Origin of the sequence: Candidatus Methylospira mobilis (assembly GCF_009498235.1) — a bacterium.
Classification (GTDB): Bacteria; Pseudomonadota; Gammaproteobacteria; order Methylococcales; family Methylococcaceae; genus Methylospira; species Methylospira mobilis.
Window position 1 is genome coordinate 3,406,834 of sequence record NZ_CP044205.1, and the last position, 25,921, is coordinate 3,432,754.

Below are 25,921 nucleotides of genomic sequence, written 5' to 3' on the forward strand. Positions count from 1 at the left end.
CGAGACGAAACGCCGCCCCGCCCACATAAAGACGATGGAGGCAAACCAGGCGCCGTATTTATTCCTTACGAAATGCACGCCCAAGCCTTGCCGGTCGAGTAAAGGAACGCAGGAAGGGCTTTGCTATATTCCAATACTTCCGGGATTCAGGCCTGAAACCCCTGGTTGTCGGGCCGAACAGGCTTCGACAGACTCTGCCCGGAACAGAGCTTGTTGGTAAATGCCGCTTTTAGCGTAACGGGTAACTCGAAAACGACAGCTATGCCACCCAGAGGCGAGGTTTCAATCTCTATGTTACCCCCCATACTCTCGACTATGCGACGCGCGATGGCCAAGCCGATACCGATACCGCCTGCGGGCCTGGTCGCCAAACGCTCGAACACTTCGAACACGCGCGTCCGGTATTCTGCTGGAATACCGGGACCATTATCTTCCACCCGCAGATAGGTCACGGTTTCCCGTTGCCCGCCGCTGACACGGATCCGTGTTTGCGCCTCAGGCAGCCTGTGAGTGAGGGCATTGTCGAGCAGAACTTCCAACAGATCGATGAATCGGGGTTTATCCAACAGGACGAGCGGCAAAACTCCGGTTTCCAGCGTCGCATCGGCGGCGGCCAGACGGGGAGCGAATCGCCGCGACAGCTCGGCCAATATTGAAGCGGTATCCTGCATCGCCACCTGTCCACGAGGAACGCCGGCCGAAAGATAATGCTCTATGCCTCGCACCAAATCACGCATCAGAACACCGCTTTGCTCAATGTAAATCAGTGACTGCCGGGCCTCCTCGTCATCAAGGCGGTCGCCCAGGCGGATACGCAGGCGTTGGGCGTAGGAGACCAGCCGCCGAGCCGGCTCTTGCAAATGATGCGCGGAAATCTCGGCAAATCGCTGTAGTTCGGTCTGGCTTAACTCCAGCTCCCTTATCAGGCTGCGCGCATAAAGTTCGCTTTCGCGCAACGCATTTTCCATCTTTTTGCGCTCGGTGATATCGCGGGCGATTTTCGAAGCGCCGACGACCCGGCCTGCCTTGTCGCGGATAGGCGAGACAGTGACGGAAATGTCGATCCGGCGGCCGTCCTTACAGACGCGTTCCGTTTCATAAGGCTTGACCGATTTGCCGGACCCGATGGCGGCGAGCAATATGTCTTCCTCGTCGCGGCGCTCGGCAGGAATGAGGACAAGTGCCGATTGCCCAATGATGTCCTCCGCCGTGTAGCCGAAAACCTTTTCCGCGGCCCGGTTCCAACTGGTGACGATGCCGTCCAGCGTCTTGCCAATGATGGCATCCTCGGACGATTCGACGATGGCTGCCATCAGCGTCCGCTCTTTCTGCAACCCCTCTTCCGCCGACTCCTTCGCCAATCTCAGAGCCTCCTCGGCTCTCTTCCGCTCGGCGACCTCTGCGCGAAGATGTTCGGTGGCTCGCACCTGTTCTCCCGCCTGTCTTTCCACCTCGATTTGCATCTGGGCTCTGGCCGACTGGAGAGCCAGTCTACGAAGACGTTGAACCTGTTTTTCCAGTAGGGTATTGCGTGTTTGCTCAGCCGGCATGTCGTCAATATCCGGCGAATGGGTTAGCTCACTCTCCAGCCAGCGACGATATTCGTTTTCCATCGCCTGGAGTTTGGCCTTGGAACCCCAGCGTTCAAAGCAGATATAGGCCTGCTGCCAGTATATCTGGGCTAATCGGCCGCTGCCGCATTCTTGCCAGAAACGAGCCGCCCGCTCGTTCGCGATGCCTTCCCACTGGACAAAGCCACCTGCCCCGGCTCGGTCGATAGCCTGCTCATAGCACGCCATGGCCTCCGTGGCGCGGCGGTCGAGCCGAGCCAGTTCCGCAGCCGCCAGCTGATACTGGTGCTCGAAATTTTCCGGGCAATAATCCGTCCAGAGGCGAAGCTGGGCAATGATCCACTCCAGTTCGGCGCGCCGTTCGGCCTGTCGCCTTTCGTCCGCATCCGGCGCAAGCGCCGTGAGGATGAGCAGGCGCGCAAAGCGATGCTCCGGCCAGGGCAGCAGTCCCTGCATGCCCACCGTGTAGAGGATAGCTTCCGCCTGACCGGACATTTCCAGGGCGGCATCGTAACGGCCCAGCAGCAGCAGGGAGAAGGTCTTCAGGATCTTGTAGATACAGGTGACCTGGATGTTGCGGTGCGCCTCGACCGCCCCCAGATAGTCGACTTCCGACAAGGATTCGCATCCGGATGTATTTTCTTCAGCGTCCGAAAGAGAAGAAAATATCCGTAGCCCCCCCTCCAGAAGATCAATGGCCCATTGGTTGAAGCGTGTCCGGGTAAAAGCGAGCGAGCGTTGCGATTCTTCAATCAGATCGTCCAAGGCAACGCCCTGGTAGAAGCGGCAATACATGTTGTGCCCGAAGGCATAGGCGGTATATTGCAGGTTACCCGATTGCAGGCCGATTTCACAGGCCTCGGCATAGTCTTCGCTCCCTCTTTTGAGAGGGTGGAACCAGTGCCGTACCGAGCTGCCGAACATCAGCGCGTACACACTCCGGTCGGAAGGAGAGTGGAAAGTATGGGTCATGAGCCGCGTAGCGAGTTCACCGAACTCTCTCGCGAGGGCAAGGTCATTGGCGACCCAGCAGAGCAGCCCTGCAAAAGCGGGATGACTGTAGCCCACCTGCTCGATATTGCCGTAGCGGAGCGTCAGGTTGACCACCTTCGGCACGATCACGCCCCAGAGCCGCTGGTGCGAACGGTAACAAGGCGGCCCCATGGTGATGAGTATCTTCGCTGCCATGCGCATCTCCGGATGATTCATGACCGGCAAATCGGCGAGCGAGGCGACCGAGCGGCCCATAAGACTGCGGCGCACGAGGTCGATCTCGGTCTCGCACGCTGTCTCATAGCCTTTCTCGGGAAGGATGATCCCAAGGGCGGCCAAGGCGAGCTGGCCCGCGGCAATAGCCTCCGGGTAGCGGGCCAGCAGGGTATTCTGGACAATCAGGATATTGAGTACTCCCGCTTTCTCAATCGGTGTGCGGGCGTGGGCTGCCGCCTGCTCGACGCATTGTTCGGCCGCTGTCCGGTCTCCTTCGAGAAATTCGCTTTCCGCCCATTCCTGCAATAACGAAAGCGCCAGTTCGTGGCGGGTGCTCCAGAGATGTTCGGCAAAGGAGGGAATTGCGAGGAAATGACCCGCCGCGCGATGAAACTGGAGAGCCGCCCGGTAGGCGGTGGCGGCCCGGGCCTTGCATGCCGCAGCCACATTCAGTTCGACTGCCTGTACCTGTTCGGCGGTATCCTCTATCAGCAGTTGTCCGATGTTCAGGTGCTCGGCTACCTCAAACAATCGTTCGGCCAGTTGTTCCGGGCCAAGGCGGGCCAGAAGCAGCCGGCCGATCTCCAGACGGACCGAAGGCAGATCTTCGGAAGGGATCAATCCATAGGCGGCTTGTTGCACCCGGTCGTGGACGAACATGAATCCTGGCGGCGCGTCATCCCCAGCCGTCGGCACAACCATTTCCTGAGTGGCGAGCAGGAGGGACCGGCATTCGTCAGGACTCCGCCCGCTGATGACCGCCAGGCTGCCCAGGTCGAAATGACTGCCCAGGCACGCCGCCCGGGCGAGCAGATCCCGGCTGCCTTGATCAAGACGAAGGAGCCGAAGACGAAAGAGTTCCACCACGTCCTCGGGCAGTCCGGCAACGCCTGCTGTTTCCATCGTCCAGCGCCAGCAATCGCTGCGCTGGTCGAAAAGAATCAAGCCGAAATCGTGAAGAAATGCAAGCGAAGCCTGCGTGAAAAAAGGATTGCCTCCGGTCCGGCTGTGGATGAATTTGGCGAGCGCTTCGGGATTTTCGACCGCTGGCTGGAGCAGGTCTTTCACCCAGGCCGTCACCTCCTTCACCCCAAGGTTGCCTATCTCGATAACGCTGACCGGAATGTTCTGGCGGCGGAGCTCTTCCACGGTGACGACCAGCGGATGAGCGCGATCCACCTCGTTGTCCCGATAGGGAGCGATCATCAGCAAATAACGGAGAGTGGTTCCTATCTGCAACTGTTTGAGCAGTTCGAAAGAAGCGGTGTCCGCCCACTGCCAGTCATCGATAAACAGCACCACCGGATGTTCGGGCCGGCAGACCGCAGCAAAGAAGTTTCTAAGAACACCTGCAAAGCGATGTCTGGCCTCCAGCGGACTGATCTCCGTCACCACCGGCTGTGGGCCGAGCAGGGAATCGAATTCCGGGACCAGATCGACCAGCAGACGGCCCAGGAAACCCACCGCCTGCTGCAATGTGGATTTCCATTGCTGTCGCAATGGCTCGTCCTCGGATTGCAATTCGCGGGCGAGTCCGGCCAGGGCCTGCCTGAGCGCGAAGTACGGGATATTCTGCTGGTACTGGTTGAACTTGCCCTGAAGGAAAAAACCATTCCGGTTCCGTACCGGTCTTCGAATCTCCTGCACCAGGGCGCTCTTCCCCACCCCGGAATAACCGGGTACCAGAACTATTTCGCCCTGTCCAACGCTGATCCGGTCAAACGATTCCATGAGGGAGGCGGCAGCCTGTTCGCGGCCATACAGACGATGCGGCCTTGCAAGCCGTCTTGTCCAGTCGCCCGGGTCCATGGGACTAGCCTGGGCGTACGAGTTCATGATCAGGAAATCCGTTCATGCAAAGACTTTTCATGTGAGGGTGTCCTCGGCAATTCAAACCAGGAGGTGCTGCCGCAGCTTTCACCCGCCAATTCCACGCCTATCCTGCCGCCATGATGATGCTCCACAATTGTACGGCACAGAGCCAAGCCAATCCCGGCGTATATCCTTCCGTAAACCGCGGCTCCCATCAGGACGGAACAGAACGTTACCCAGGTAATGCCCGACCCGAGGATATAGAAAGACCCGATACGGACCAACGCGGCGACGGCAAATAGATAGGGGTTCACCTTCATTTTGAAAAGAAACAGCTTCTCCACGCTACACACTGCCGGTTTCATGAAGTGCGTTCAGTATGGCCGGATAATCGAAATTTTCCGCGAGCAGGAACAATATGCGGCTTAACTCGACATCCGTTTTACCGGCCTGCTGTATGGCCGAGCCGATGCGTTCGCTGTCCAGACTCTCCAGGGCTTCCCTGAGTTCTTCGCGCAATGCCTCCGGTAATTCGATCAGCATCGAAGACGTCAGCGTTACAGGCATACTGTATTCCGCAGCCATATCGGAATGGTAGAGGTATTTGACGCCCAGTTGACGCGCCAGGCTGTCATAGATTTCTTCGAAACGGTAAGGTTTGCGCACGAAGTCGTCCATCCCGGCATCAAGCATTTCCTGTTGTTGTTCCATGAACGCCGAAGCGGTTACCGCAACGATCTTTACCGTCTGTCCCTCGGGCAGCCGGCGAATGCATCTGGCGGCTTCCTCGCCGTTCATGACCGGCATGCGCCTGTCCATCCAGATCAGGTCGGGATGCCAATCCTGGAAGAGCTTCACGCACTGCTCGCCGTTCTCCACCACTTTCACATCAAGACCGATGGCGGTCATCAGCCTGCTGAGCAGCAACTGATTTTCATATTGATCCTCGGCGATCAGGATACGGTAGCCGGGCTGTCCCGGAGCAAGCCCCACCACATCGCCGTGTTTATTGTGCTCCGGCTTGACGGTATCGGCTATGCTGGCCGCCTCCACCGGCAATTCCACTCGGAACCGCGACCCCTTGCCCGGCATGCTTTCGACGGCGATGGTTCCTCCCATAAGCTGCACGAACTGGCGGGTGATGCTCAACCCAAGGCCTGTGCCGCGCTGCATCGCTCCCTCCGCCAGTTGCACGAAGGGTTCGAACAGGCGTTGCCGGTCTTCCGGGCTGATGCCGGGGCCGGAATCCTCGACTTCCACCACCAGGGTCGGCAAAGCACAACGTTTCACGCCCAGCCGGATGGTTACTCCGCCCTGTTCGGTAAATTTCACCGCGTTGCTGACCAGATTGACCAAAATCTGGCGCAGGCGCGCTTCGTCGCCCTTGATGTAGCGCGGAAAATCGGAATCCTGGTCGAGCAGGAGTTGCAGTCCTTTTTCCCTGGCGCGTAACTGCATCATCGTTGCGACATCCCTCACCATTCCGCCCAGGTCAAACGGGGCGATCACCAACTGCTGACGCCCTGCCTCGATTTTTGCCATCTCCAGCACATCGTTGATCAGGCTCAGCAGATGCTCCCCGCTACGATTGATGACATCGAGATTGCCGCGCTGACTTTCGGTCGCGCCCGGGTCGCGGCGCATCATGCTGGAGAAACCGAGTATCGCATTCAGCGGAGTGCGCAGCTCGTGGCTCATATTGGCCAGAAAAAGGGTTTTGGCATGATTGGCGGCCTCGGCCGCGTCGCGCGCCAGCAGTAGTTCCCCGGTACGTTGCCGGATCGTTTCCTCCAGTTGATCCTTGTAACGTATGAGCTCTTCCTCTGCCCGCTTGCGTTCGGCCTGCGAACGCAGTGCGGTGATACCGAAAGCCAGATCATTCGCCAACTCATTCAGCACCCCGGCTTCCCGGTCATCGAATGCGTTCCCCTCGCCTGCATAGACGCTTAATGCGCCATACGTCTTGTCCTCGCTGATAAGCGGCAGCGCAATGACTGCCTGATAGCCGCGCTGGAGAGCCTCGTCCTGAAAGGAAGCAAAGGACGGATCGCCTTGAATGTCGCGCACCAGGCAGGGCTTCCCGGTGCGAATCGCAATCACGGCCGGTCTTTGACCGTGCTCGCTGTCGGCCCAGCCAAGTTGGAACAAATCGATATATCCCGCATCGAACCCGGCATGAGCCATAGGTCGCAGGGTTTTGGTCTCATCCTGTTCCGCGAACGCGACCCATGCCATACGGTAGCCTCCCACTTCGATGGCGATCCTGCACACCTCGCTCAATAACGCTGTTTCCTCGGTAATGCGTATCAGGGCTTGATTAAAGTCGCTCAACATCCGCAACGCACGGTTGGCCCTGGCAAGCTCCATTTCCGCCCGCCTGCGTTCGGAAATATCCTGCGTGATGCCGACAAAGTGGCCTATTTCCCCGGTTTCTTCCCGTACCGGTGAGATGATCAGCTCCTGGTGGTAGAGACTGCCGTCCTTGCGTTTGTTTATCAGCTCGCCGCGCCAGACTTGACCGGCGAGAATACGCCGCCACATCGCTTCGTAGAAGGCGTTGTCCTGTTCGCCGGACTTCACCAGCTCTGCGGGCCGATGACCGCGGGCTTCCTCCATCGTATATCCGGTGAGCCGGCTAAAGGCCGGATTGGCCCATTCGATATGGGCGTCCCGGTCAGTAATAATGATACCGCTGGGCGCAGTGCTGATGGCGTTCATCAGCAGACGATTATGGGCTTCCATTTCCATCCGATGCAGCGCGTAGTGTATGCTGCGGGTCAGCCCCTTATGGCCGAAATCGCCCTTGACCATATAATCGGTGGCCCCGGCATCCAGCGCTTTCAGCGCGAAATCGGTATCGTCGCGGCCGGTCAATATGATGATCGGGATCGCCTTCGCCAACTGCCGGGCGGCGCGGACGGTTTCCAGACCTTCCGAATCGGGAAGCGTCAGATCCAGCAACAACACATCGAAGCGGGATACCGCCAGCTGCTGTTGGGCTTCGCTGATCGAACCGACCCAGGTGACGGCGAAACGCGCCAGGGAGGCTTGCCGCAACGCGATTTGCGTCAGCTGAGCATCGCCCGGCTCGTCTTCGACCAGCAAAACACGGATGGGTTCGGCCTGACTCATCTATCGTCGCCAGGCGGCAACTGCACCAGCGCGAACCAGTAATTACCCAATTGATTGATGGCCGATGCGAACTGCGTGAAATCCACCGGCTTGGTAATGTACCCGGCGGCGCCGAGCTGGTAGGAAGCCACCACGTCCCTATGCACATCCGAGGTGGTCAATACCACGACAGGGATGCTCTTGAGCTGTTCATCCGCCTTGACAGCCGCAAGAAACTCACGTCCGTTCATGCGCGGCATATTGAGATCCAGCAGAATCAGATCCGGGCGCGGCGCATCCGCGTAGTTTCCTTGCCGCCGCAGAAATTCCACACCCGCCAGACCATCCGGCACATGATGCAAACAGCAGAATATTTTGTTCTCACGGAGTGCGATGCGCACCAGATTTGCGTCCGCGGGTTCGTCTTCCAGCAACAGAATTTCGAAGGGAGAGGGCTGTTCAAGTGTGCTCATGATGCGTCATTGCCTGGTTGGTTGTCGATTAGGTTGGGCATATCATGCAGCCCCTTGTTGCGGGTAATTCGAAATGGCTGCCCCGCATTATGATCAGGAAACCCGTCCACGCAAAGATTTTTCATGCGCTGACGCTCTTGGCAACTCGAACCAGAAAGTGCTGCCGCAGCCCTCGCCCGCCGATTCCACGCCTATCCTGCCGCCGTGATGCTCCACTATCTTGCGGCACAAAGCCAGACCCACACCCGTGCCTTCGAAGCGCGTCCGGGCTTGCAGACGGGAGAAAACCTTGAATAAGCGTTCGGTCTGATTCGGGTCTATGCCGATGCCGCGATCGCGGACCGTCACCCGGAACAGCGCGGGGGTGGCGGCGGCATGGACTTCCACGCACGGCGGCTGGTCCGGCTCATGGTATTTGAGCGCATTGCCGATCAGATTCTGCAGCAATCGCATCAGTTCGTCGCGGCTGGCAACCAGCTCCGGCCAGTCGCCCGTCACCTCTACCGCCCCGTCGCCGGCGATGATGTCCGATTTGAGCATGGCCAGCGTATCATCCAGCACCTCACGGCTGGAGATAGGCGTTATCGGGTCGGTCTTGCGGCCCACGCGGGAGAAATCGAGCATCGCGAGTATCATCTGATCCATGCGCTTCGCACCTTCGATCGCGTAGCTGAGATATTCCCTGGTATCCTCGTCGAGCCGCCCCGCCAGCGCTTTTTCGAGCAGCGTTAAATAACTGGCGACCATCCGTAACGGCTGGCGCATGTCGTGGGAAACGGCGTAGGCGAATTGATCCAGTTCGGCATTGGAGCGCTGGAGTTCCTCTTCCATCTTTTTACGAGCTGTGATATCGCGCGCGGCGGCGAAAACACCCGCCACTTTCCCTTGCGTATCGCGGTAAAGCGTGGCGTTGTAAAGCACGTCGGTCAGCTTGCCTGAAACATGGCGGATGACGAGCGGATAATCGGTCACCGAGCCCTGTTCGAACACCTGCTGATAACCCGCACGCGCTTGTCCGGACTCGGTAAAATAATCGCAGAAATCGCTGCCTATCAAAGCGTCGCGCGCAATGCCGGTGGCTTTTTCGGTGGCTGCGCTGACATCCATGATCCTGCCGTCGGCGCCGATCGTGACCAGGGGATCGAGACTCGCCTCTATCAGGCTGCGCGTGTAAAGCGCGCTTTCGCGCAACGCCTCTTCCAACTCTTTCTGCTCGGTGATATCAATCAGAAAGCCGTGCCAGAGTATCGAGCCATCCGGCTGCAGTTGCGGCAGCGCGCTGCCAAGCAGCCAAAGCGCCGCTGCATCGTCAAACTGCAACCTGTATTCCTGATGCCACGGAGTCATGTCGCGCGCCGATATCCGAATGGAGGCCAGGTGGTTCTCGATATCGTCCGGATGAACAACGGCAAAGACGCCTGAGGCATCTTCGCGGACCTGCTCCGGACCCACCCGGTAGATAGTGCGAAGGCCTTCGCTGGCATAGGGGATACAGGAACTGCCGTCCGGACACAAGCGAAACTGGAAAACCACCCCCGGCACCAGACCGGCAATTTTGTTCAGGCGATCCAGCACTTCCTGCTGTTCCTGCTGCGCCTTTTTTCTTTCCGCTATTTCAGCTTCCAGTTGCACGCTGGTAGGTAACTGCAAGGCGCGCGGGATGATCCAAACCATCGCCACGGCGGTAACCGCCGAGAACAAGGCGGTAATCGCCTTTGCAAATCCGTCCAGCCAGTATAACGGTACCCAGATAATGATGGTGGCGAGCAGATGCGTGGTGCCACAGGCCACAATGAACAAGCCGAACATCCAAAACAGCCGGCGGTAGGGCAAATCCTTGCGCCGGCGGACAAAATAGGCAAGACAGACCGGGATGGAGTAATAGGAAAGCGCGATGATCACATCCGACAACACATGCAGACTGAGCAGGGCGGGATTCCAGCTCAGGCAGTAGCCATGCGGCATCAAGCCGTTTTCGCCGATAAATTTGATGAACTGCATGCAGTGTTCCGCCGGTTTTTTTTAAAAAAATTCCGAAACATTAAATTTTGTAACCATTCGACTCACCCAAACTTCCATGGAAGATATTCCCTCTTAATAATCGCTGACTCGTCCTTTCGGCAGGGATTGCAGGACACTATGAGCGTATCGACAAGGACTCCGACAGTTATAGCTATCTTTATTCACGCGCTCCACGCTGCCTGTGGTTCAGCCCGCTCGTCAACAACAACTCAAACTCTTCGGATGGAATGGGTTTGGAAAACAGATATCCTTGTCCATAATCGCAGCCGATATCGATCAGCAGCTTCCGTTGATCCTCCGTTTCAACGCCTTCCGCGATCACTTTCAAGCCCAGTTTGTGCGCCATCACGGTAATCGCTTCGCATAACGCCATATCATCGGAGTCGGGCGCCAGGTTGCGCACAAAGGATTGATCGATCTTGAGATAATCGATGTGGAACTTCTTGAGGTAAGCCAGCGAGCAATATCCGGTGCCGAAATCGTCCAGCGATACCTGGATACCCGCATTGCGAAGCTCCAGCAATTTATCGATGACATCTGTGCCGGCATCCATCAGCAATCCCTCGGTGATTTCCACCCCGAGGCTTTGCGTCGGCAGGCCGAGTGCTCGAACCTGATCGAGCCACTCAGTCTGGGCATCCTCCGCGTCGTTGAATTGCATAGGCGATTTGTTGATGCTGATTTGAAATTCGATGGATAAGGCACTGCGCCAGTGTCCAACCTGACGCGCCGCCTCCCGGCACACCCAATCGCCGATTTCGACGATCATGCCGGTTTCCTCGGCAACGCGGATAAATTCGTAAGGATCGATCAGCCCGCGTGTCGGATGCTGCCAGCGGATCAGCGCCTCCGCCTTGCGGATACCCCCCGTCGCCAGTTCTATGATCGGCTGGTAGTACAGGCGGAACTGGTTGTCGGCGAGCGCGCCGCGCAAATCGTTGATCAAGCGCATTCGAACCTGAGCGTTTTCCTGCAGCGAGGGCGTGAAATAGTGGTAACGGTTGCGGCCTTGTTGTTTGGCGACATACATGGCCTGATCGGCGCTTTTGATCAACGCTTCCAGGGTATCGGCATCCTTCGGATACAGGGTGATACCGATGCTGGCCGATGACTGGAACACTTCATCGCCCAACAGGAACGCCTCGGACAGGTTGTGCAGGATAGCCCGCGCAACCCGTTCCACGCCGTTCAGTTCTTCCAGGTTGCTCAGAATGATCGTGAATTCATCCCCGCCGAGACGGGCCACGGTATCGTAGTTTCGTACGCAACAGCTCAACCGTTGAGACACTTGCTTCAGAAGTTCGTCGCCCATATTATGACCGAAGGTATCGTTGACCTCCTTGAAACGATCCAGATCGAGAAATATCAACGCAAACGGCAAACCGGTGCGATCGGCTTTATTGATCTCCTGTTGCAGGCGGTCATGGAACATGCGGCGATTGGGCAACCCGGTCAGCGGATCGAAGTGGGCTTGCTGCCAGATCAGTTCTTCATCCTTTTTCTTTTGTGTGATATCCGAAAACAATGCGACCCGGCGATGGGCAACGCCATCGTCGTTATAGATAGTATTGATGAGCAGCCGTTCGGCGTAAACTTCGCCGTTCTTGCGCTGGTTCCAGATTTCGCCCCCCCAGTGGCCGGTGCTGTTCAGATCCCGCCACATGGCTTGATAAAACGCAATGTCATGCCTGCCGGATTTGAGTATGTTGGGTTTTTTGCCGATGACTTCATCCGGGCTGTAGCCCGTCAATGAAGTGAAAGCCGGGTTGACGCTGATGATGGTTGCATCCGCATCGGTAATCGTCATGCCTTCGCTGCTGCTCTGAAACACCAGCGATGCCAGACGCATTTCTTCTTCGACCCGTTTACGTTCGGTAACATCCACCGCCATGGTGATGGCCAGACGCCGTCCATCCGGCAACGTCGCCAAAGACCCGCTGCGAAAATCCCAGAAGAGATGATTACCGTTGGCGGCGCGCAGTTTTTGTTCGTCCAGCGGGTTCCAGTCGTCCTCGGCAAACTGCCGCTCGATTTCACGCTCCCGCTCTTCGAGCGTCTGCTCGCCAAAGGCTCTGACCAGCCAGTCTTTGATAGTGGCGATGTCGCGCCGGGCATAGCCGGTCAATTCCGTCCACATATGATTGAGCAGCACCACTTCGCCATCGTCGGCGTGCAGCATGATCGGAATCGGCGCGTCGGTCAATGCCAGCCGGAAACGCTTTTCGCTCTCCATGGAAGCCAGACGCATCGCTTCGCTGCGCGCCAGTTCGCGCATGGCGATCTGACGGTTGTTATAGAGATCGAGAAAAATACCTGCCTTGGATAACAGTATGATGTCATCAACCGGTTTATGGATATAGTCGACGGCGCCGGCCTCATAGCCACGCAACTGATGTTCTTGATCTTCGTAAGTCGCGGTGACGAAAATAATCGGTATGTGTCTGGTGGACGGCTCATCTTTCAAAAACCGGGCGACTTCGTAGCCATCCATGCCCGGCATATCGACATCCAGCAGGATAACAGCGAAGTCATGGTCGATGCACAAGGCCAATGCTTCGTTGCCGGAGGCGGCCTCTATCGCATCGCAATTCAAGCGATTGAGCAGCTTGCGCATCGCGACGAGATTGGCGCGAACGTCGTCAACGACCAGTATTTTAGGTTTTTCCAACATAATCAACGGGTTTTTGGGGGAACCGAACAAAGCAGGCCCAATTCCGTCGCCAACGCATCCAGCGGCAATACCTTATCGGCAGCGCCTGTGGCGATGGCGGCTTTGGGCATGGTATCGGCATAAGCGCCGCGCGGATCCTGAACCAGGGTATATCCGCCCGCCTTCTTGACGGCCTCCAGTCCCAGCGCGCCATCGCTGTTGGCTCCGGTAAGAACAATACCGGCAAGCTTCTCGCGGTAGGCGTCGGCAGCGGAGTAGAACAAAACGTCGATGGACGGCCTGACAAAACAGACGCGCTCATCCACCGAGAGCGCGAAACTGCGATCGGCTTCGATCAACAGGTGGTAGTTGGGCGGAGCCACGTAAACGTGACCGGACAAAACAGGTTCCCGTTCATACGCTACGCTCACCGGGAACCGGCAACGCCTGGCGAGCAAGGCGGGCAGAAGATGATTACCGTCGGGAGCGGTATGAGCGACGATAATCACCGCCGACGCGCATTCCGGGGGCAGGGCTTGCAGCACGACGCACAACGCGTCCAGCCCGCCCGCCGAGCAGCCGATCGCTATTGCTTCGGCAGTACGATGCGTATATTGAATCTCGGGAACATCGTTGTTATAGGTAGATAATGCCATCTATGCGTGAATACCGTTTTTTCTATAAATCATGGCCACGCGATCGACAGGAGCGAACAGGCTTTGCGCTTCCACCGTACGCAGGCTTTCGCGCGTACCCAGGCAAAGAAAACCGCTCCGCGCCAGGCTTTCGTGAAACAGCCCCAACACATGCTTTTGCAGTTCGTTGTCGAAATAGATCAGCACGTTACGGCACAATATGAGTTGAACTTCGCAGAATACGCCGTCGGAAACCAGGTTGTGGTGGGCAAAGACAATTCTGCTGCGCAAGCGCTCGTGAATACGGAAAAAACCGGCATTGGCGACGTAGTAATCGGAAAACCTCGCCCTGCCTCCGGCGTGTTGATAGTTTCTTTGGTACTCGGGTAAACTTTGCATGGAAAAAATGCCATCCTCCGCGTTATGCAGGGCTTTTTCGTTAATATCGGTCGCGTAGATTTGCGCGCGCTCCAGCAAGCCCTCTTCGTCCAGCATGATGGCCAGCGAATAGACCTCTTCGCCTGTTGCGCACCCCGCCTGCCAGACATTGAAACGCGGATGGGTTTTCAGCACCGGCAGCACGTTCTCGCGCAATGCCTTGAACACATGCGGATCACGGAACATTTCCGTGACCGGAACCGATAACTGGGCAATCACCTCGGCCAGATAATCTTCATCCCGCAACAGTCGAGGAATGAGTTCCGCCAGAGTGCTGTACGGAGTGGCGGCCAGCGTCGCCAATACGCGCCGTTTTAACGAAGCTTTCGCATAATGGCGGAAGTCATAACCGTAGCGCCGAAACAAGGCATCGAGAAACAAATGAATTTCGATGTCCTGAATTCTGGATTCTTCCATCATGGCTTATCGGCTGGACTTGCGGTCAGGTGTAGTCGCATCATCTCGAGCAAATCATCGATGTTGACCGGTTTCGACAGGTAGTCGCTGGCGCCCGCGTCCAGGCATTTTTCGCGATCCCCCATCATCGCCTTGGCTGTGAGCGCGATAATCGGCAGCGTCCGGAAGCGCGCCTGCTTGCGTATTTCGCGTATCGTCGCATAGCCGTCCATCACCGGCATCATGATATCCATCAGCACGAAGTCTATATCAGGCCTTCCATCCAGTTGACCGAGCGCCTTGGCCCCATCCTGAGCCATCAGCACATTCAGTCCCTTGGCGCGCAGCACCTTGGAAAGGGCAAAGGTGTTGCGCATGTCGTCGTCGACGATCAGCACGGTGCTGCCTGCAATGTCTTTCTCTTTGTCGTTCAGAGTATGCATCTGCTGCTGCGATGGCGGCAGGCTGCTCCGGACGCTGTGCAGGAACAGCGTCACCTCGTCCAGCAAACGATCCGGGGAACGGGCGCCCTTGATAACGATACTGTCGGTGTATTCGCTCAATGTAAGCGTGTCCTCTTCCGATAAGTCATGGCCGGAATAGACGATGACGGGCGGCATAATCAGGCGCTTGCCGGCACACTGCTCCAGCAAGGCCAGGCCGCTGATATCCGGCAGCCCCAAATCCAGGATCATGCAGTCGAACAGTTCGCCTTTTTCCAGACGCGCCAGAGCGCCTTCACCGCTCGTTTCAGACACAATCTCGGCGTCGACGTTGCCCAGCAGGGAGGCCACGGCCTTGAGACTACCCGCGTCGTCGTCGACCAGCAGTATCCGCCGGTGGCTGGAAATCGCGAAGTGGCGTATGCGTTCGAAGGCGATTTCGATCTGTTCCTTGCTGACCGGTTTGGTCAAATAGCCCACCGCGCCCATCTCCATCCCGCGCAGCCTTGAGTCGGCAGCCGACATGAAATGCACCGGGATATGGCGGGTTTCGGACTGCTGTTTCAGCCGCTCCATCACAGTCCAGCCGTCCATCCGCGGCAGACCGACGTCCAGCACGATGCCGGTGGGCCGGTATCGTTTGGCCAGTTCCAGTCCGATGACGCCGTCCTCGGCGACCAGACATTTGAAACCGCGCTTGCGGGAAAGGTCGCGCACGATTTTGGCAAAAGCTTCATCGTCCTCGACCACCAGTATCGTTTCGTCCCTGGGGGTAATGCTGTCGCGGTCATCCGTGACTTTCTGCTGCGTAACCGGAACAGGGTTATCGATCGCGTCCGGCGTTGCGGTCCGGGATGCGAGAGGACGGGTAACCGCTGACCGGCCGGCCGACGCCGGCGGCACCAACGGCAGAACCAGCGTGAAGCTGCTGCCCTGGCCCTCAACACTGGCTACGGTGATATCTCCGCCCAGCAGTTGCGCCAGTCTGCGGGAGATGGTCAAACCCAGACCGGTGCCGCCATAGCGGCGGCTGGAGCTCCCATCCGCCTGCTCGAAGGCCTGGAAGATCGAGTCGATCTTGCCGGCAGGGATACCGATACCGGTGTCGGCGATTTCGATCGCAATGGCTTCATCAACAACTAATCCGTTGCAGGCGGACGCGCCCGGTGCGAGCGCTCGCTTGATGCGTATGGCGACGCCGCCGTTTTCGGTGAATTTGATCGCGTTGCCGAGCAGATTATTGACGATCTGATCGATCTTGCCGGGATCGCTGCACAGCGTTTTCGGAAGATCGCTATCCGCCTTTACGGTCAAAGTCAAACCTTTAACCTCCGCCAGCAGCCGGAAACGTTGCAGCAGCGACGTGGTGAAACCATCCAGATCGATATCGACGGCTGCAACTTCCATCTTGCCGGCTTCCACCTTGGACAGATCGAGGATGTCGTTGATCAGACGCAGCAACGAGGTTCCACTTTCATGAATGATACTCGCCGACTCCACCTGATCGTCGCTCAGATTACCTTCTTCGTTGTCCTTTAACGATCGGGAGAGAATCAGCAGGCTATTCAGCGGAGTGCGCAATTCATGCGACATGTTGGCCAAAAATTCGGATTTATAACGGCTGGCGGTATCGCGTTCGAACGCGCGTTTGTCGGCCTCGGCGCGCGCGTCTTCCAGCAGCCTGGCCTGTTCCTCCAGGCCTCGGCCTTTTTCTTCCAGTTCCTCGTTGGTGGCCTGCAGTTCCTCGCGCTGGGCTCTCAGTTCCTCTTCCGAAGCGCGCAGTTCCTCGGCTTGCTGTTGCAGGCCATCGGTCTTGCGCCGGAGTTCTGCATTGACAAGCTGGAGCTGATCGCTCTGGGCGCGCAATTCTTCTTCCGAAGCGCGCAATTCCTCCGCCTGTTGCTGGGTTTGCTCCAGCAGCTCCCGGGTGCGAAAATTGCGTTGGAGAATATCCAGGTTGAGCGCTATCATCGGCAGCGCTTCGTCGATCAGGGTTTGCTGATCGGGGGTGTAGGGCTGGAACGCGCCGATTTCGAGCACCGCCAGCACCTGCCCCTTGGACAGCACCGGCGCCACCAGTATGGCACGCGGCGGCGCCTCGCCGATACCCGAAGTGATGCAGGCGTAATCGTCCGGCACCTCGGTGAGTATGATACTGGCGCGTTCCAGCGCGCATTGTCCGACCAGACCCTCGCCCAACTTAAACGTGGTCGCAAGATGGCGGCGCTTCTTCAGACCGTAGCTACCCAGGAGCTCCAACTGCTGACGGGCTTCGTTCCAACAATAAAAAACCCCGGCGCCGCCCCCGACGGCGGGAACCAGCAAAGCTGTCGCTTGCCGGGCAAAATCGAGCGGGGTGGTTGCCGATTGCAGATTCGAACTGATTTCAGCAATCGTGCTCTTGATCCAGCGCTGGCCGTTAAGCTTTACTGCCGCCTCCTTGAAGACCTGAACCGCGCACGCCATTGCGGTCAACTCGGAGCGGCCCTCGCGCAAGGGGATATCCACCGATAATTCGCCCGCCGCCAACCGGGTCATGCATAAGCGTAATTGTTCGATCGGCCGGGTAATGCTGCGAATGATGGCCCAGATAGTCAACAGGCCCAGCGCGGCGAGCCCCAGCACTGCGGCGCCGATGCGTGTGTAGGCCTGTTTTTTTTCGGCTTCCGCGGACTCGCGAAACGATTTGGCCTTGGCGCGAGCAAAGGTGAGGATATCCTGAAGCTTTTTTTCGACTTCGTTGGCGTACACGCGCCGCTCGGGTTCGAGCCGGCTGATGGCCTCAAGCTGGTCTCCCGTTCGCTCCATCTCCAGCGTCTTTTCGAGCAGCCGCCGCCAGTTCTGCAATGCGCGCGTTAATTGGATAACATCTTCCGGCGGTCCGAGATACTGAGAACGTATCACTTGCAGATGAACGTCCAGATCCTGATCCCTGTTGCCGATATTGCGCCTGAGCTCCTGGGGGTCCTGCAGCGGGTTGGTCCGGGTCAAATCCCGGATGTCGCGCTGTATGGATACGACATCGATTTTGGCCTGCTGTGTTTCGTCGACTACCCGCAACGGATGATCGCTGAGAAGGTTCATCAGGGTCGTCAGGGCGGTAGCGCTTTGCAGCGCCAATCCGCCCACAATGCCCGCCAGCATCAGCAAGGAGCCGAAGCCTATGATCAGGCGCGAGGAAATCTTTAAACTATTGATCATATAGTTATTTTTATGGATCAGTTTTTTGGGGGAGGGGGCAAAGCGACCGACTGTCTGATTTGGGTATTCTATATCGAAAAATAACGGTATTCACTGTCTTTCGTATGGTCGTAGAGCGGGCGGCGGCTTTTGCCCGTTCGCACCCTGGTTTTTCATGCGCGGGTTATCCCCTTGGCAATTCAAATCAGTGTCGACTGGATACCGGCACGAACCCGCCCGGAGCGGATTTGCATTTACCCGCAGGGCGTCGACAGGACGGCCCGGCATGGACCCCTGCCGGTATAACGGCAAGGAAGCTGAATAGTACCGCTATTCTTATTCAGGAAATCTCGCGCAGACGCTGTTACGTCCGGCATGCTTCGCATTATACAAAGCGTTATCCGCACGATTCAGGATTGCATCAATATGGGGATCATCCGCAGCCAGACTGGTCACGCCTATGGATGTGGTGAAGTGAAGCATAGGCTCGCCCTCAATGGGAGTTTCCGCGGCAGCGACAGCCTGACACAAGCGCCCGGCGATTTCGAAAGCCTTGTCGTCCCCGGTTTCCGGCAGCATGATGGCGAACTCCTCTCCGCCGAGCAGGCCCATTACATCTACCTCGCGCATGAGTCCCCGGCAAACCTGTACCAGTTTTTTTAAGAACCGCATCGCCTACCTGATGACCGTAGGTATCATTGACGCCTTTGAAATAATCCAGGTCCAGCATGAGCATGGACATTTCTCCGCCGTAATGGCGAAGACGTATAAACTCCTGTGCGGCATGCGCCAGAAAATATCTCCGGCTATCGCAACCGGTGAGCACATCGGTATTGGCTTGCTCCTCAAGTTTGCTTTGCAGTTCCTTACGCTCGGTAATATCTTGAATAAAGACCAGTATTTTCGCTGAATCGCGTTCTTGAATATCCTGAATAGTACCAATGATTTTCGTCAGCCTGCTGTCGACAGAAGAAAATACTTCGCCTTTTCCATGAACCACACGCACTTTGCCGCTTTTCAAAATGATTCTATACTCAATATCAAAGCTGTTTCCTGCCTGAACCGAACTGAGGTGATTTGCAACCCGCTCCCTGTCGTCAGGACGTACGGTCTGCAAAAAAGCGGCCTGGTTCGCCATTAGTCCGTGAGGATCTACACCCAGAATGCGGCACATCTCTTCGAAACAAATGAAACGGCCTGATTTTATATCCCACTCCCAATGCCCCAGGTGGGCAAGGGCCTGAGCCATCTTCAGGCTTTCCTCGCTCATCCGGAGAGACTCTGCAATGCTTTTCATTCGCTGTATGGTATGGCTCAGCGCGATATGGGTTTTAACTCGCGCAATGACTTCTTCTTTTTGAAACGGCTTGGTGATGTAGTCGACGCCGCCACCCAGAAAGGCTCTCACTTTTTCGTCCATATCGGAGGCCGCTCTGATAAAGATCACGGGAATATCCTTCAGCCGCTCGTCTTGCTTGATCCGCCGGCAAACCTCGAAGCCGCTCATGCCCTGCATGCGAATATCCAGCAGGATCAGCTCCGGCGCCTCGACCATTATGGAACGCAACGCCAGTTCGCCGTTGTTAAAGGGGCGAACAACATGGTCATCAGCCGTTAGAATATCTTTCAGCAGCTTCAGTGCGGCCGGTTCGTCGTCGACAATGAGAATGTTACCGATCATGGTTTTGTTTTGCGTCCTGATGGTAAGAGGCAGCAGTTTCCAGCGAGTTGAGAATAGGCAGGTAATTAAAAGCCGTCACATGACGTGCGAGGACTTTGGCGAGCGCGACATCCTGCTGCTCTATGCGAAGCAGGAGCTGGGCAAGCTGGTCGGGTATTACCCAAAACCAGGCCAGCTCCCAGCTCGCGGCGTAAAATTTCCGGCAGTTTCGCGAGTGACGAAGAGGGTAGCGCTGAATCGGCCTCGACCTGTACGGCTTGAACGTGAACGAAATGTACGCCGAGCTGCCGCGTCATGCAGTCGAATATCTCGGCAGGACGGTAAGGCTTGCGTACGAAGTCATCCATGCCAGCCGACAGCATTTCCTCGCGTTGCTCGGCAAACGCCGAAGCGGTGACGGCTGCTATCTTCACATCCTTGCCGCCGGGCAGCGAGCGGATGCATTGCGTCGCTTCGAGTCCGTCCATGACAGGCATGCGTCGGTCCATCCAGATAAAATGCGGTCGAAAGCTTTGAAATAACGCCACACCCTCGGCGCCATTTTCAGCCACCTTTACCGTAAACCCCGCATCCTTCAGCAGCCGCTGCAACAACAATTGATTTTCCAACTGGTCTTCGACAATCAGAATGCGATAGTCGGCCTGGCCGGACTCCAGCCCGACCACCTTGCCCTGCGCCGACTCAGAAGATATCAGAGCGGCTTCCTCGGCGCGTTTACCCAGCATGTCGATGATATCGTGCACCAAAGCGCCGCGGTCAAATGCTACGACCTCCAAAGCTACCCGACCGGCCTCTATTTTGGCCATATCGAACACATCGTTAATAAGGCTGAGCAAATGTCCGCCGCTACGATTGATAATATCGAGGTTTTCGCGCTGCCCCCTCGGTAACGGCGGGGTCGTTGCGCATCAGCTCGGAAAAACCGAGTATGGCGTTCAGCGGCGTGCGCAGTTCATGGCTCATGGTAGACACACGCTCTTTGCCCTGTTGGCGGCCTTGGCCTGCTCCTGCGCTTTTATTGCGCGTGCCTGAGCGCGGCGCATCGCTTCCGCAACACCGGAAATCCTGGTGCCGGTACAAACAAACACCGCCACGCCAAGCCAGTCGGCAGGCTGGTCGATAAAGGGATGCACAACGAGCAGCGGCCATAAGAATACCGCAGTGAGGCAGGCGAGCGCCGTTGCCAGCAAACCGGCGGAAAGTCCGCCGTAGATCGCAACAACCATCACCGCAGGGTAGAAAGTCAGCCAGACCAGGGTTGATCCAAGCGCCTGTAGAGGCCATACTCTCAGCGCGGCGGCCAAAGCCTCAAGCACTATTGCGATGGCATAACGCGACCATGCGAAACGAAAAAATCGTTGTTGCAGATTCATGTCTTCGATCTGCGCCTGACCAGGTTTTTATAGCAACCGCTGCTTCGGCATGCAGCAAGCGCTGTTTTAATTTGAGGGAGGAGGACAATCGACGTCATTGATTATTGCTTAAAATACTCGCCCGGTGATTCTATCTCACCACGTTGCGCATTAACCACCGGCTTCGGCCAAAAACCACGATGAAGGCTTGCCACGGCAAAGGATAAACCACACACTATAGTTTAAAGTGGTAGTATTTGGGCAGTTTAGGCTGCCAGGAGTAGCAACTTGGAAACATTTTCCGCCAGCATCTGGCCTATCGCGACTGTAGCCGGCGTATTTTTACTGGTATTGGCGCTTTGGCTGCGCAGCAGCGGCAAAAATAAACTGGCCCGGATGGTATACCAAAAAAAAGTCGAGCTGTTTACCGAGGCAGAACAACGGTTTTTTCGCGCGCTACAGGAAGCCGTCGCCAACGATTACCTCATTTTCAGTAAAATACGCATCGCGGACATCATCAGCCCGAAAAGAGGTTCTGCAGGGCAGGATACGGTAGAAGCATTCACGGTAATCGCTGCGCAGTGTTTCGATTTCATATTGCTGGAACCGAACAGCCTCACAATAGTCTGTGTAGTTATGGCTGCGGAAAAAATCGACTCCGCGAAACAGGAAAAGCTGCAAACCATTTGCGATGCCGCCGGCTTGCCGCTGGCCTTTTTCAATCTCAGGAACGCCTATGCCGTCCGAAAGATCAGGGATCAGATATTGCAGTTATTGCAGGATACGCCATTAACTTTTACCGAATCTTACGGGCGTATCGAACCGCATATCAGTAATCTGGAAGACATACAATTATAAGCATCCGTTTGCCAACACGTCTCTAATAGGAGGAAAACACCATGGGCATAGGTATTTGGGAATTGGTACTACTTTTTTTAATCGTGCTGCTGGTTTTCGGCACCAAGCGTCTGCGCAGCGTGGGCGGCGATCTCGGCAGCGCCATACGCAGCTTTCGCAGCGCCATGCACGAAGAACCGGGCAAGCAGGAAGAAAGTCCTGCGCAGCAGGCTCACACCATAGACGGTGAAGCCCACGTCGAAAAGAAATAAGCATCAATCGAATCAAGCGGAACGCACATGTTCGAAGTTGGATTCTGGGAGCTGGCCCTGGTCGGCGTGGTCGCATTAGTGGTGTTCGGCCCCGAACGCCTGCCGCGCGTTGCGCGCGAAACCGCTCTGTGGGTACGCAAGGCGCGAACGATGATGGCTTCAGTCAAGGAAGAAATCAATCATGAACTGGATTTGCAGGATTTGAAGCAAAGTCTGCTCGAGCAAAAAAAACTGCCGAATACGGCAACGGACAACCTGAATCAAAACATTCTCAGACGCAGACAAGCGACTGAAATTCTGGCCGAACAATTCGAGCCCGGGGAAGCCGCTCCCGAAAAAGAACCGCATGACTGACCATCAAGACAACGACCAGCCCTTTATCGCGCATCTCGTCGAACTGCGCGACCGCCTGCTGCGCTCGATAGGGATTGTACTGCTGCTGTTTTTCGGACTCGCCTACTGGGCCAATCCGATTTACACGTATCTGGCCGGGCCCTTGTTGAAGCATATGCCCGCAGGCTCGCAAATGATCGCGATAGAGGTCGCGTCGCCGTTTCTGACGCCGTTCAAGCTGACGCTGATGGTCGCGCTTTTTGCATCGGTGCCATGGATACTGTATCAGGCCTGGGCCTTTGTCGCGCCAGGTCTCTACCGGCACGAGCGCAAGCTGATTTTGCCGCTGCTGGTATCCAGCACGCTGCTGTTTTACGGCGGCATGGCTTTCGCCTACTATGTGGTCTTTCCGCTGATATTCGGTTTCATGACCGCCGCCGCGCCGCAAGGCGTGGTGGTGATGACGGATATCACCCAATACCTCGACTTTATCCTGACCATTTTTTTTGCGTTCGGCGTCGCTTTCGAAGTGCCGATCTTCACCATACTGCTGGTGTGGAGCGGCGTGGTATCGCGCGAGGATCTGGCCGAAAAACGCCCTTACGTCATCGTCGGCGCGTTTGTAATCGGCATGGTGTTGACGCCGCCCGACGTCGTTTCGCAAACGCTGCTTTCCATTCCGATCTGGCTGCTGTTCGAAGTAGGCCTGATATTTTCACGGTTTTTTGTACGGGAAGCCGAGACGCCGCCCGCTGACACGCCTACGCTCGAAAACAGCGCCCCGGATGAAAAAGACCCCTACGACCCTGGAGCTTCATTGCCATGACTTCCGCTGGAAAATTTTCACTGTATGATCGTTTCCGCTCGCAATCGAGCCTGATACAAATTTTAATCGTCGTATCGTCCGTGCTGTTTATCGGCACAGCCATACTGAGTTATTTGTATTTTTTTATTAATCCGATCGTCGCCTATGCGTCGCTCGCCAGCATACTGGCCGGCCTGGCTACCGGCGTAGGGGCCCTGCCCGCGTTGTTATTCCGCGAGATCAAGCAAAAGCTGCTGCTCACCATGCTGGGCGGCGCTGCCGGGGTGATGCTGGCCGCCACCTCTTTTTCTCTGATCGTGCCTGGCATACATTACGGCAATGAAATCTGGCCCGGCAAGGGCGTGGTTATCATGGCCGCAGGCATCCTGGTTGGCGCGCTGTTCCTGGAGCTCAGCGACCGTTATCTTCCGCTGCACCGCTTTCTGCTGCAGCGCGAAGACCAGGACGGTTCGCTGCGCAAAATCTGGCTGTTTATCGGCGCGATCGCGCTGCACAATTTCCCGGAAGGCGCTGCAGTAGGCATCAGCTTCGGCTCCAACGATTGGCATAACGGCACTGCGCTTGCCATCGCGGTCGCCTTGCAGAACATCCCGGAAGGTCTTGCCGTGGCGCTCCCGCTGGTCGGGCTCGGCTATCCGCGCCGCCAGGCGGTAACGATCGCGGCGCTGACCGGTCTGGTCGAGCCGGTCGGCGGATTCCTTGGCATTTCTGCAGTTTCCGCCTTTTATCCGCTGTTATCCGGCGGCATGGCCTTCGCCGCAGGAGCGATGCTGTTTGTAATCAGCGACGACATCATTCCGCGCACGCAGTCGCAGGGAAAATCGCGTTCGGCTACCTTTGCATTGCTGATCGGTTTCGTCGTGATGATGATGCTCGACAACATGCTGGTTTAACCGGTGAGTTGTCTTTTTCCGCAAAGTCTGCCCGGTTGGACATCGAATACGCTTGCGGCGGCCGGCCATTGGGCCGCGCCGGCCGGCAGCAGCTTCGCACTGGTATTACTGGCTGAAATCGGCGACAAAAGCCAGCTGGTATGCATGACCCTGGCCGCCAGATTTCGCGCGCTGCCGGTTTTATCCGGCGCTGCTTCGGCATTTGCCGTGCTGAATCTTCTCGCGGTGGTTTTCGGCAGTGCCATTTCCGAAACACTTCCGCATGTCTGGGTGGGAATGGCGGTCGCCGCGCTGTTCATTGCTTTCGGATTGCGCTCGCTGTTTAGCCTGGACCAGGAAGACAATACGCCGGACAAACCGGAAACCGGCTATCGCAGTCTGTTTCTGACCGTATTTTTTCTTATCCTGGTCGCCGAATTCGGCGACAAAACCCAGCTTGCCGTGGCCGGGATGAGTACTTATCTATCAGCGGCGCCGGTCTGGACCGGCGCCACATTGGCATTGATGATCAGCACCTGCCTGGGAGTCTGGATAGGGCGTTCGCTGTTGACCCGGCTGCCGCTGAGCTGGCTGCATCGGATCAGCGGCGTGATTTTTCTGGGATTCGGCTTCTACGCGGCCTGGCATGTGCATACCGAACTTCCCATACCCGATTGGAACGTTTGGTTTAGCCGTTAATTCGTCATGCCCTTATCAGCTCCCCGCCCCATAGTTCTCTGCTTTTCCGGCCATGATCCGGTCGGCGGCGCAGGCGTACAGGCGGATATCGAAACCATCTCCCGCTTAGGCTGCCATGCCTGCACCGTAATTACCGCGCTGACGGTACAGGATAGCGCCGATGTGCATTCGATACTTCCACTGGATACTACGCTGTTTCTTCAACAGGCACGCTGCGTCATTGCGGACATGCACCCCGATGCGGTCAAAATCGGCCTGCTGGGCAGCGCGGACATGGCCGCTTCGGTAGCATCTTTACTGAGAGAGCTGCCTGAAATACCCGTAGTGCTCGATCCGGTACTGGCGGCCGGCGGCGGCTACGAACTGGCCGGAGAAACGCTACAGAACACACTGGTTGAACAACTGTTGCCGCTTACAACGGTACTCACGCCCAACACGTACGAAGCCGCCCGCCTGTCAGGGCTAACTGGCAAGGCGCCGGATAGCAACGCCTGCGCTGCCCGGCTATTGGCGCACGGTTGCCGCCATGTGCTTATCACCGGCACCCATGCTCCCACGAATGCGGTGATCAATCGCCTGTACAGCAGCGCCCGGACGGACAACGAACACACTGCATGGCGCTGGGACAGACTGCCCCATTCCTACCACGGCTCCGGTTGCACGCTGGCAGCGGCAATTGCTGCGGGGCTGGCAACGGGTCTTGATGCCGAAGCGGCTTGCGAACAGGCGCAAGACTACACATGGCGTGCGCTTTCCTGCGGATATCGCCCCGGTCAAGGACAGCATCTGCCCAACCGGATCGGGAAAATTAAGAGGTAATGTTTTATGGTCGAGTAAGGAAGCGCTGATTTAATCCATCGACAAGCCATCAAAAAACAAATCGAAACCCATTGGTTAAACCAGCGTAACGGTCAAAACCCTGAAACCTGCTCTGGCAGCGCACGCAAAAGGATCGGGGGCCGCTCCGCCGAATCCGCTTTTATTTCGTCGAAACGGCTGCGATTGCTCTGCATAGGCGAATACGCTATGCTTTTCGAACCTTCCGAAACGGCTTGTTCGCAACGCGCAGGGCTGAATCAACGTAGCGTATCAACCCATTGCCGCTTTTG

21 protein-coding genes are annotated in these 25,921 nt (G+C 56.9%); 7 read left to right on the top strand and 14 right to left on the bottom strand.

Annotated features, from left to right (window positions below):
- Nucleotides 1-146 precede the first annotated feature (146 nt).
- The 14 genes from F6R98_RS15535 to F6R98_RS15595 all read right to left on the bottom strand — a co-directional run bounded on the left by F6R98_RS15535 (nt 147) and on the right by F6R98_RS15595 (nt 20,994).
- Entirely contained in the window at nt 147-4,616 is a 4,470-nt protein-coding gene (locus F6R98_RS15535) for an AAA family ATPase (RefSeq protein ID WP_153249831.1), read from the bottom strand.
- 2 nt (nt 4,617-4,618) lie between these two features.
- On the bottom strand, nt 4,619-4,936 hold the full coding sequence (locus F6R98_RS15540) for a hypothetical protein (protein ID WP_153249832.1): 318 nt from the start codon (nt 4,934-4,936) through the stop codon (nt 4,619-4,621).
- Nucleotide 4,937: 1 nt separating this feature from the next.
- Nucleotides 4,938-7,724, bottom strand: coding sequence for a response regulator (locus tag F6R98_RS15545; RefSeq protein ID WP_153249833.1), 2,787 nt, complete (start codon nt 7,722-7,724; stop codon nt 4,938-4,940).
- Nucleotides 7,721-8,176: a response regulator gene (locus tag F6R98_RS15550; RefSeq protein ID WP_153249834.1), complete on the bottom strand. Its 456-nt coding sequence runs from the start codon at nt 8,174-8,176 to the stop codon at nt 7,721-7,723. The genes F6R98_RS15545 and F6R98_RS15550 overlap by 4 nt, the downstream gene beginning before the upstream one ends.
- Nucleotides 8,177-8,269: 93 nt before the next feature.
- Entirely contained in the window at nt 8,270-10,177 is a 1,908-nt protein-coding gene (locus tag F6R98_RS15555) for a sensor histidine kinase (protein ID WP_153249835.1), read from the bottom strand.
- A 178-nt stretch (nt 10,178-10,355) separates the two neighbouring features.
- Nucleotides 10,356-12,869, bottom strand: coding sequence for a two-component system response regulator (locus tag F6R98_RS15560; protein ID WP_153249836.1), 2,514 nt, complete (start codon nt 12,867-12,869; stop codon nt 10,356-10,358).
- A 2-nt stretch (nt 12,870-12,871) separates the two neighbouring features.
- Entirely contained in the window at nt 12,872-13,504 is a 633-nt protein-coding gene (locus F6R98_RS15565; protein ID WP_153249837.1) for a chemotaxis protein CheB, read from the bottom strand.
- A complete protein-coding gene (locus F6R98_RS15570) occupies nt 13,505-14,341 on the bottom strand; it encodes a CheR family methyltransferase (protein WP_228124908.1) in 837 nt (278 codons plus the stop codon).
- Nucleotides 14,338-17,961 (bottom strand): response regulator, encoded by a 3,624-nt coding sequence (locus F6R98_RS15575; RefSeq protein WP_153249838.1) that lies wholly within the window; start codon nt 17,959-17,961, stop codon nt 14,338-14,340. The genes F6R98_RS15570 and F6R98_RS15575 overlap by 4 nt, the downstream gene beginning before the upstream one ends.
- Nucleotides 17,962-18,276: 315 nt before the next feature.
- Nucleotides 18,277-18,552 carry a GGDEF domain-containing protein gene (locus tag F6R98_RS22535; protein WP_265588105.1) on the bottom strand — a complete coding sequence of 92 codons (276 nt, stop codon included), beginning with the start codon at nt 18,550-18,552 and terminating at the stop codon, nt 18,277-18,279.
- The gene (locus tag F6R98_RS22540) at nt 18,434-19,621 is read right to left on the bottom strand and encodes a response regulator (RefSeq protein ID WP_153249840.1); all 1,188 of its coding nucleotides are present in this window, start codon (nt 19,619-19,621) and stop codon (nt 18,434-18,436) included. The genes F6R98_RS22535 and F6R98_RS22540 overlap by 119 nt, the downstream gene beginning before the upstream one ends.
- Nucleotides 19,622-19,686: 65 nt before the next feature.
- On the bottom strand, nt 19,687-20,457 hold the full coding sequence (locus F6R98_RS22145) for a response regulator (RefSeq protein ID WP_228124909.1): 771 nt from the start codon (nt 20,455-20,457) through the stop codon (nt 19,687-19,689).
- A 10-nt stretch (nt 20,458-20,467) separates the two neighbouring features.
- Nucleotides 20,468-20,584, bottom strand: coding sequence for a histidine kinase dimerization/phospho-acceptor domain-containing protein (locus F6R98_RS22150; protein ID WP_228124910.1), 117 nt, complete (start codon nt 20,582-20,584; stop codon nt 20,468-20,470).
- On the bottom strand, nt 20,581-20,994 hold the full coding sequence (locus tag F6R98_RS15595; RefSeq protein ID WP_153249841.1) for a DUF4118 domain-containing protein: 414 nt from the start codon (nt 20,992-20,994) through the stop codon (nt 20,581-20,583). Before F6R98_RS15595 ends, F6R98_RS22150 begins: the two co-directional genes overlap by 4 nt.
- Before the next feature lie 267 nt (nt 20,995-21,261).
- Between F6R98_RS15595 and F6R98_RS15600 the strand changes: the two genes are divergently transcribed.
- Genes F6R98_RS15600 through thiD form a run of 7 tightly spaced genes read left to right on the top strand, consistent with a single transcriptional unit; the run spans nt 21,262 to nt 25,631 of the window.
- Nucleotides 21,262-21,831: a DUF2726 domain-containing protein gene (locus tag F6R98_RS15600; protein ID WP_153249842.1), complete on the top strand. Its 570-nt coding sequence runs from the start codon at nt 21,262-21,264 to the stop codon at nt 21,829-21,831.
- A 41-nt stretch (nt 21,832-21,872) separates the two neighbouring features.
- Nucleotides 21,873-22,082 (top strand): twin-arginine translocase TatA/TatE family subunit, encoded by a 210-nt coding sequence (gene tatA, locus F6R98_RS22650; protein WP_153249843.1) that lies wholly within the window; start codon nt 21,873-21,875, stop codon nt 22,080-22,082.
- 27 nt (nt 22,083-22,109) lie between these two features.
- Nucleotides 22,110-22,436, top strand: coding sequence for a Sec-independent protein translocase protein TatB (tatB, locus tag F6R98_RS15610; RefSeq protein WP_153249844.1), 327 nt, complete (start codon nt 22,110-22,112; stop codon nt 22,434-22,436).
- Nucleotides 22,429-23,241: a twin-arginine translocase subunit TatC gene (gene tatC, locus F6R98_RS15615; RefSeq protein WP_153249845.1), complete on the top strand. Its 813-nt coding sequence runs from the start codon at nt 22,429-22,431 to the stop codon at nt 23,239-23,241. Before tatB ends, tatC begins: the two co-directional genes overlap by 8 nt.
- Nucleotides 23,238-24,134, top strand: a complete 897-nt coding sequence (locus tag F6R98_RS15620; protein WP_153249846.1) for a ZIP family metal transporter — start codon at nt 23,238-23,240, stop codon at nt 24,132-24,134. The genes tatC and F6R98_RS15620 overlap by 4 nt, the downstream gene beginning before the upstream one ends.
- Nucleotides 24,135-24,137: 3 nt before the next feature.
- The gene (locus F6R98_RS15625) at nt 24,138-24,812 is read left to right on the top strand and encodes a TMEM165/GDT1 family protein (protein WP_228124911.1); all 675 of its coding nucleotides are present in this window, start codon (nt 24,138-24,140) and stop codon (nt 24,810-24,812) included.
- 6 nt (nt 24,813-24,818) lie between these two features.
- Nucleotides 24,819-25,631, top strand: coding sequence for a bifunctional hydroxymethylpyrimidine kinase/phosphomethylpyrimidine kinase (gene thiD / locus F6R98_RS15630; protein WP_153249847.1), 813 nt, complete (start codon nt 24,819-24,821; stop codon nt 25,629-25,631).
- The last annotated feature ends 290 nt before the right edge of the window (nt 25,632-25,921 follow it).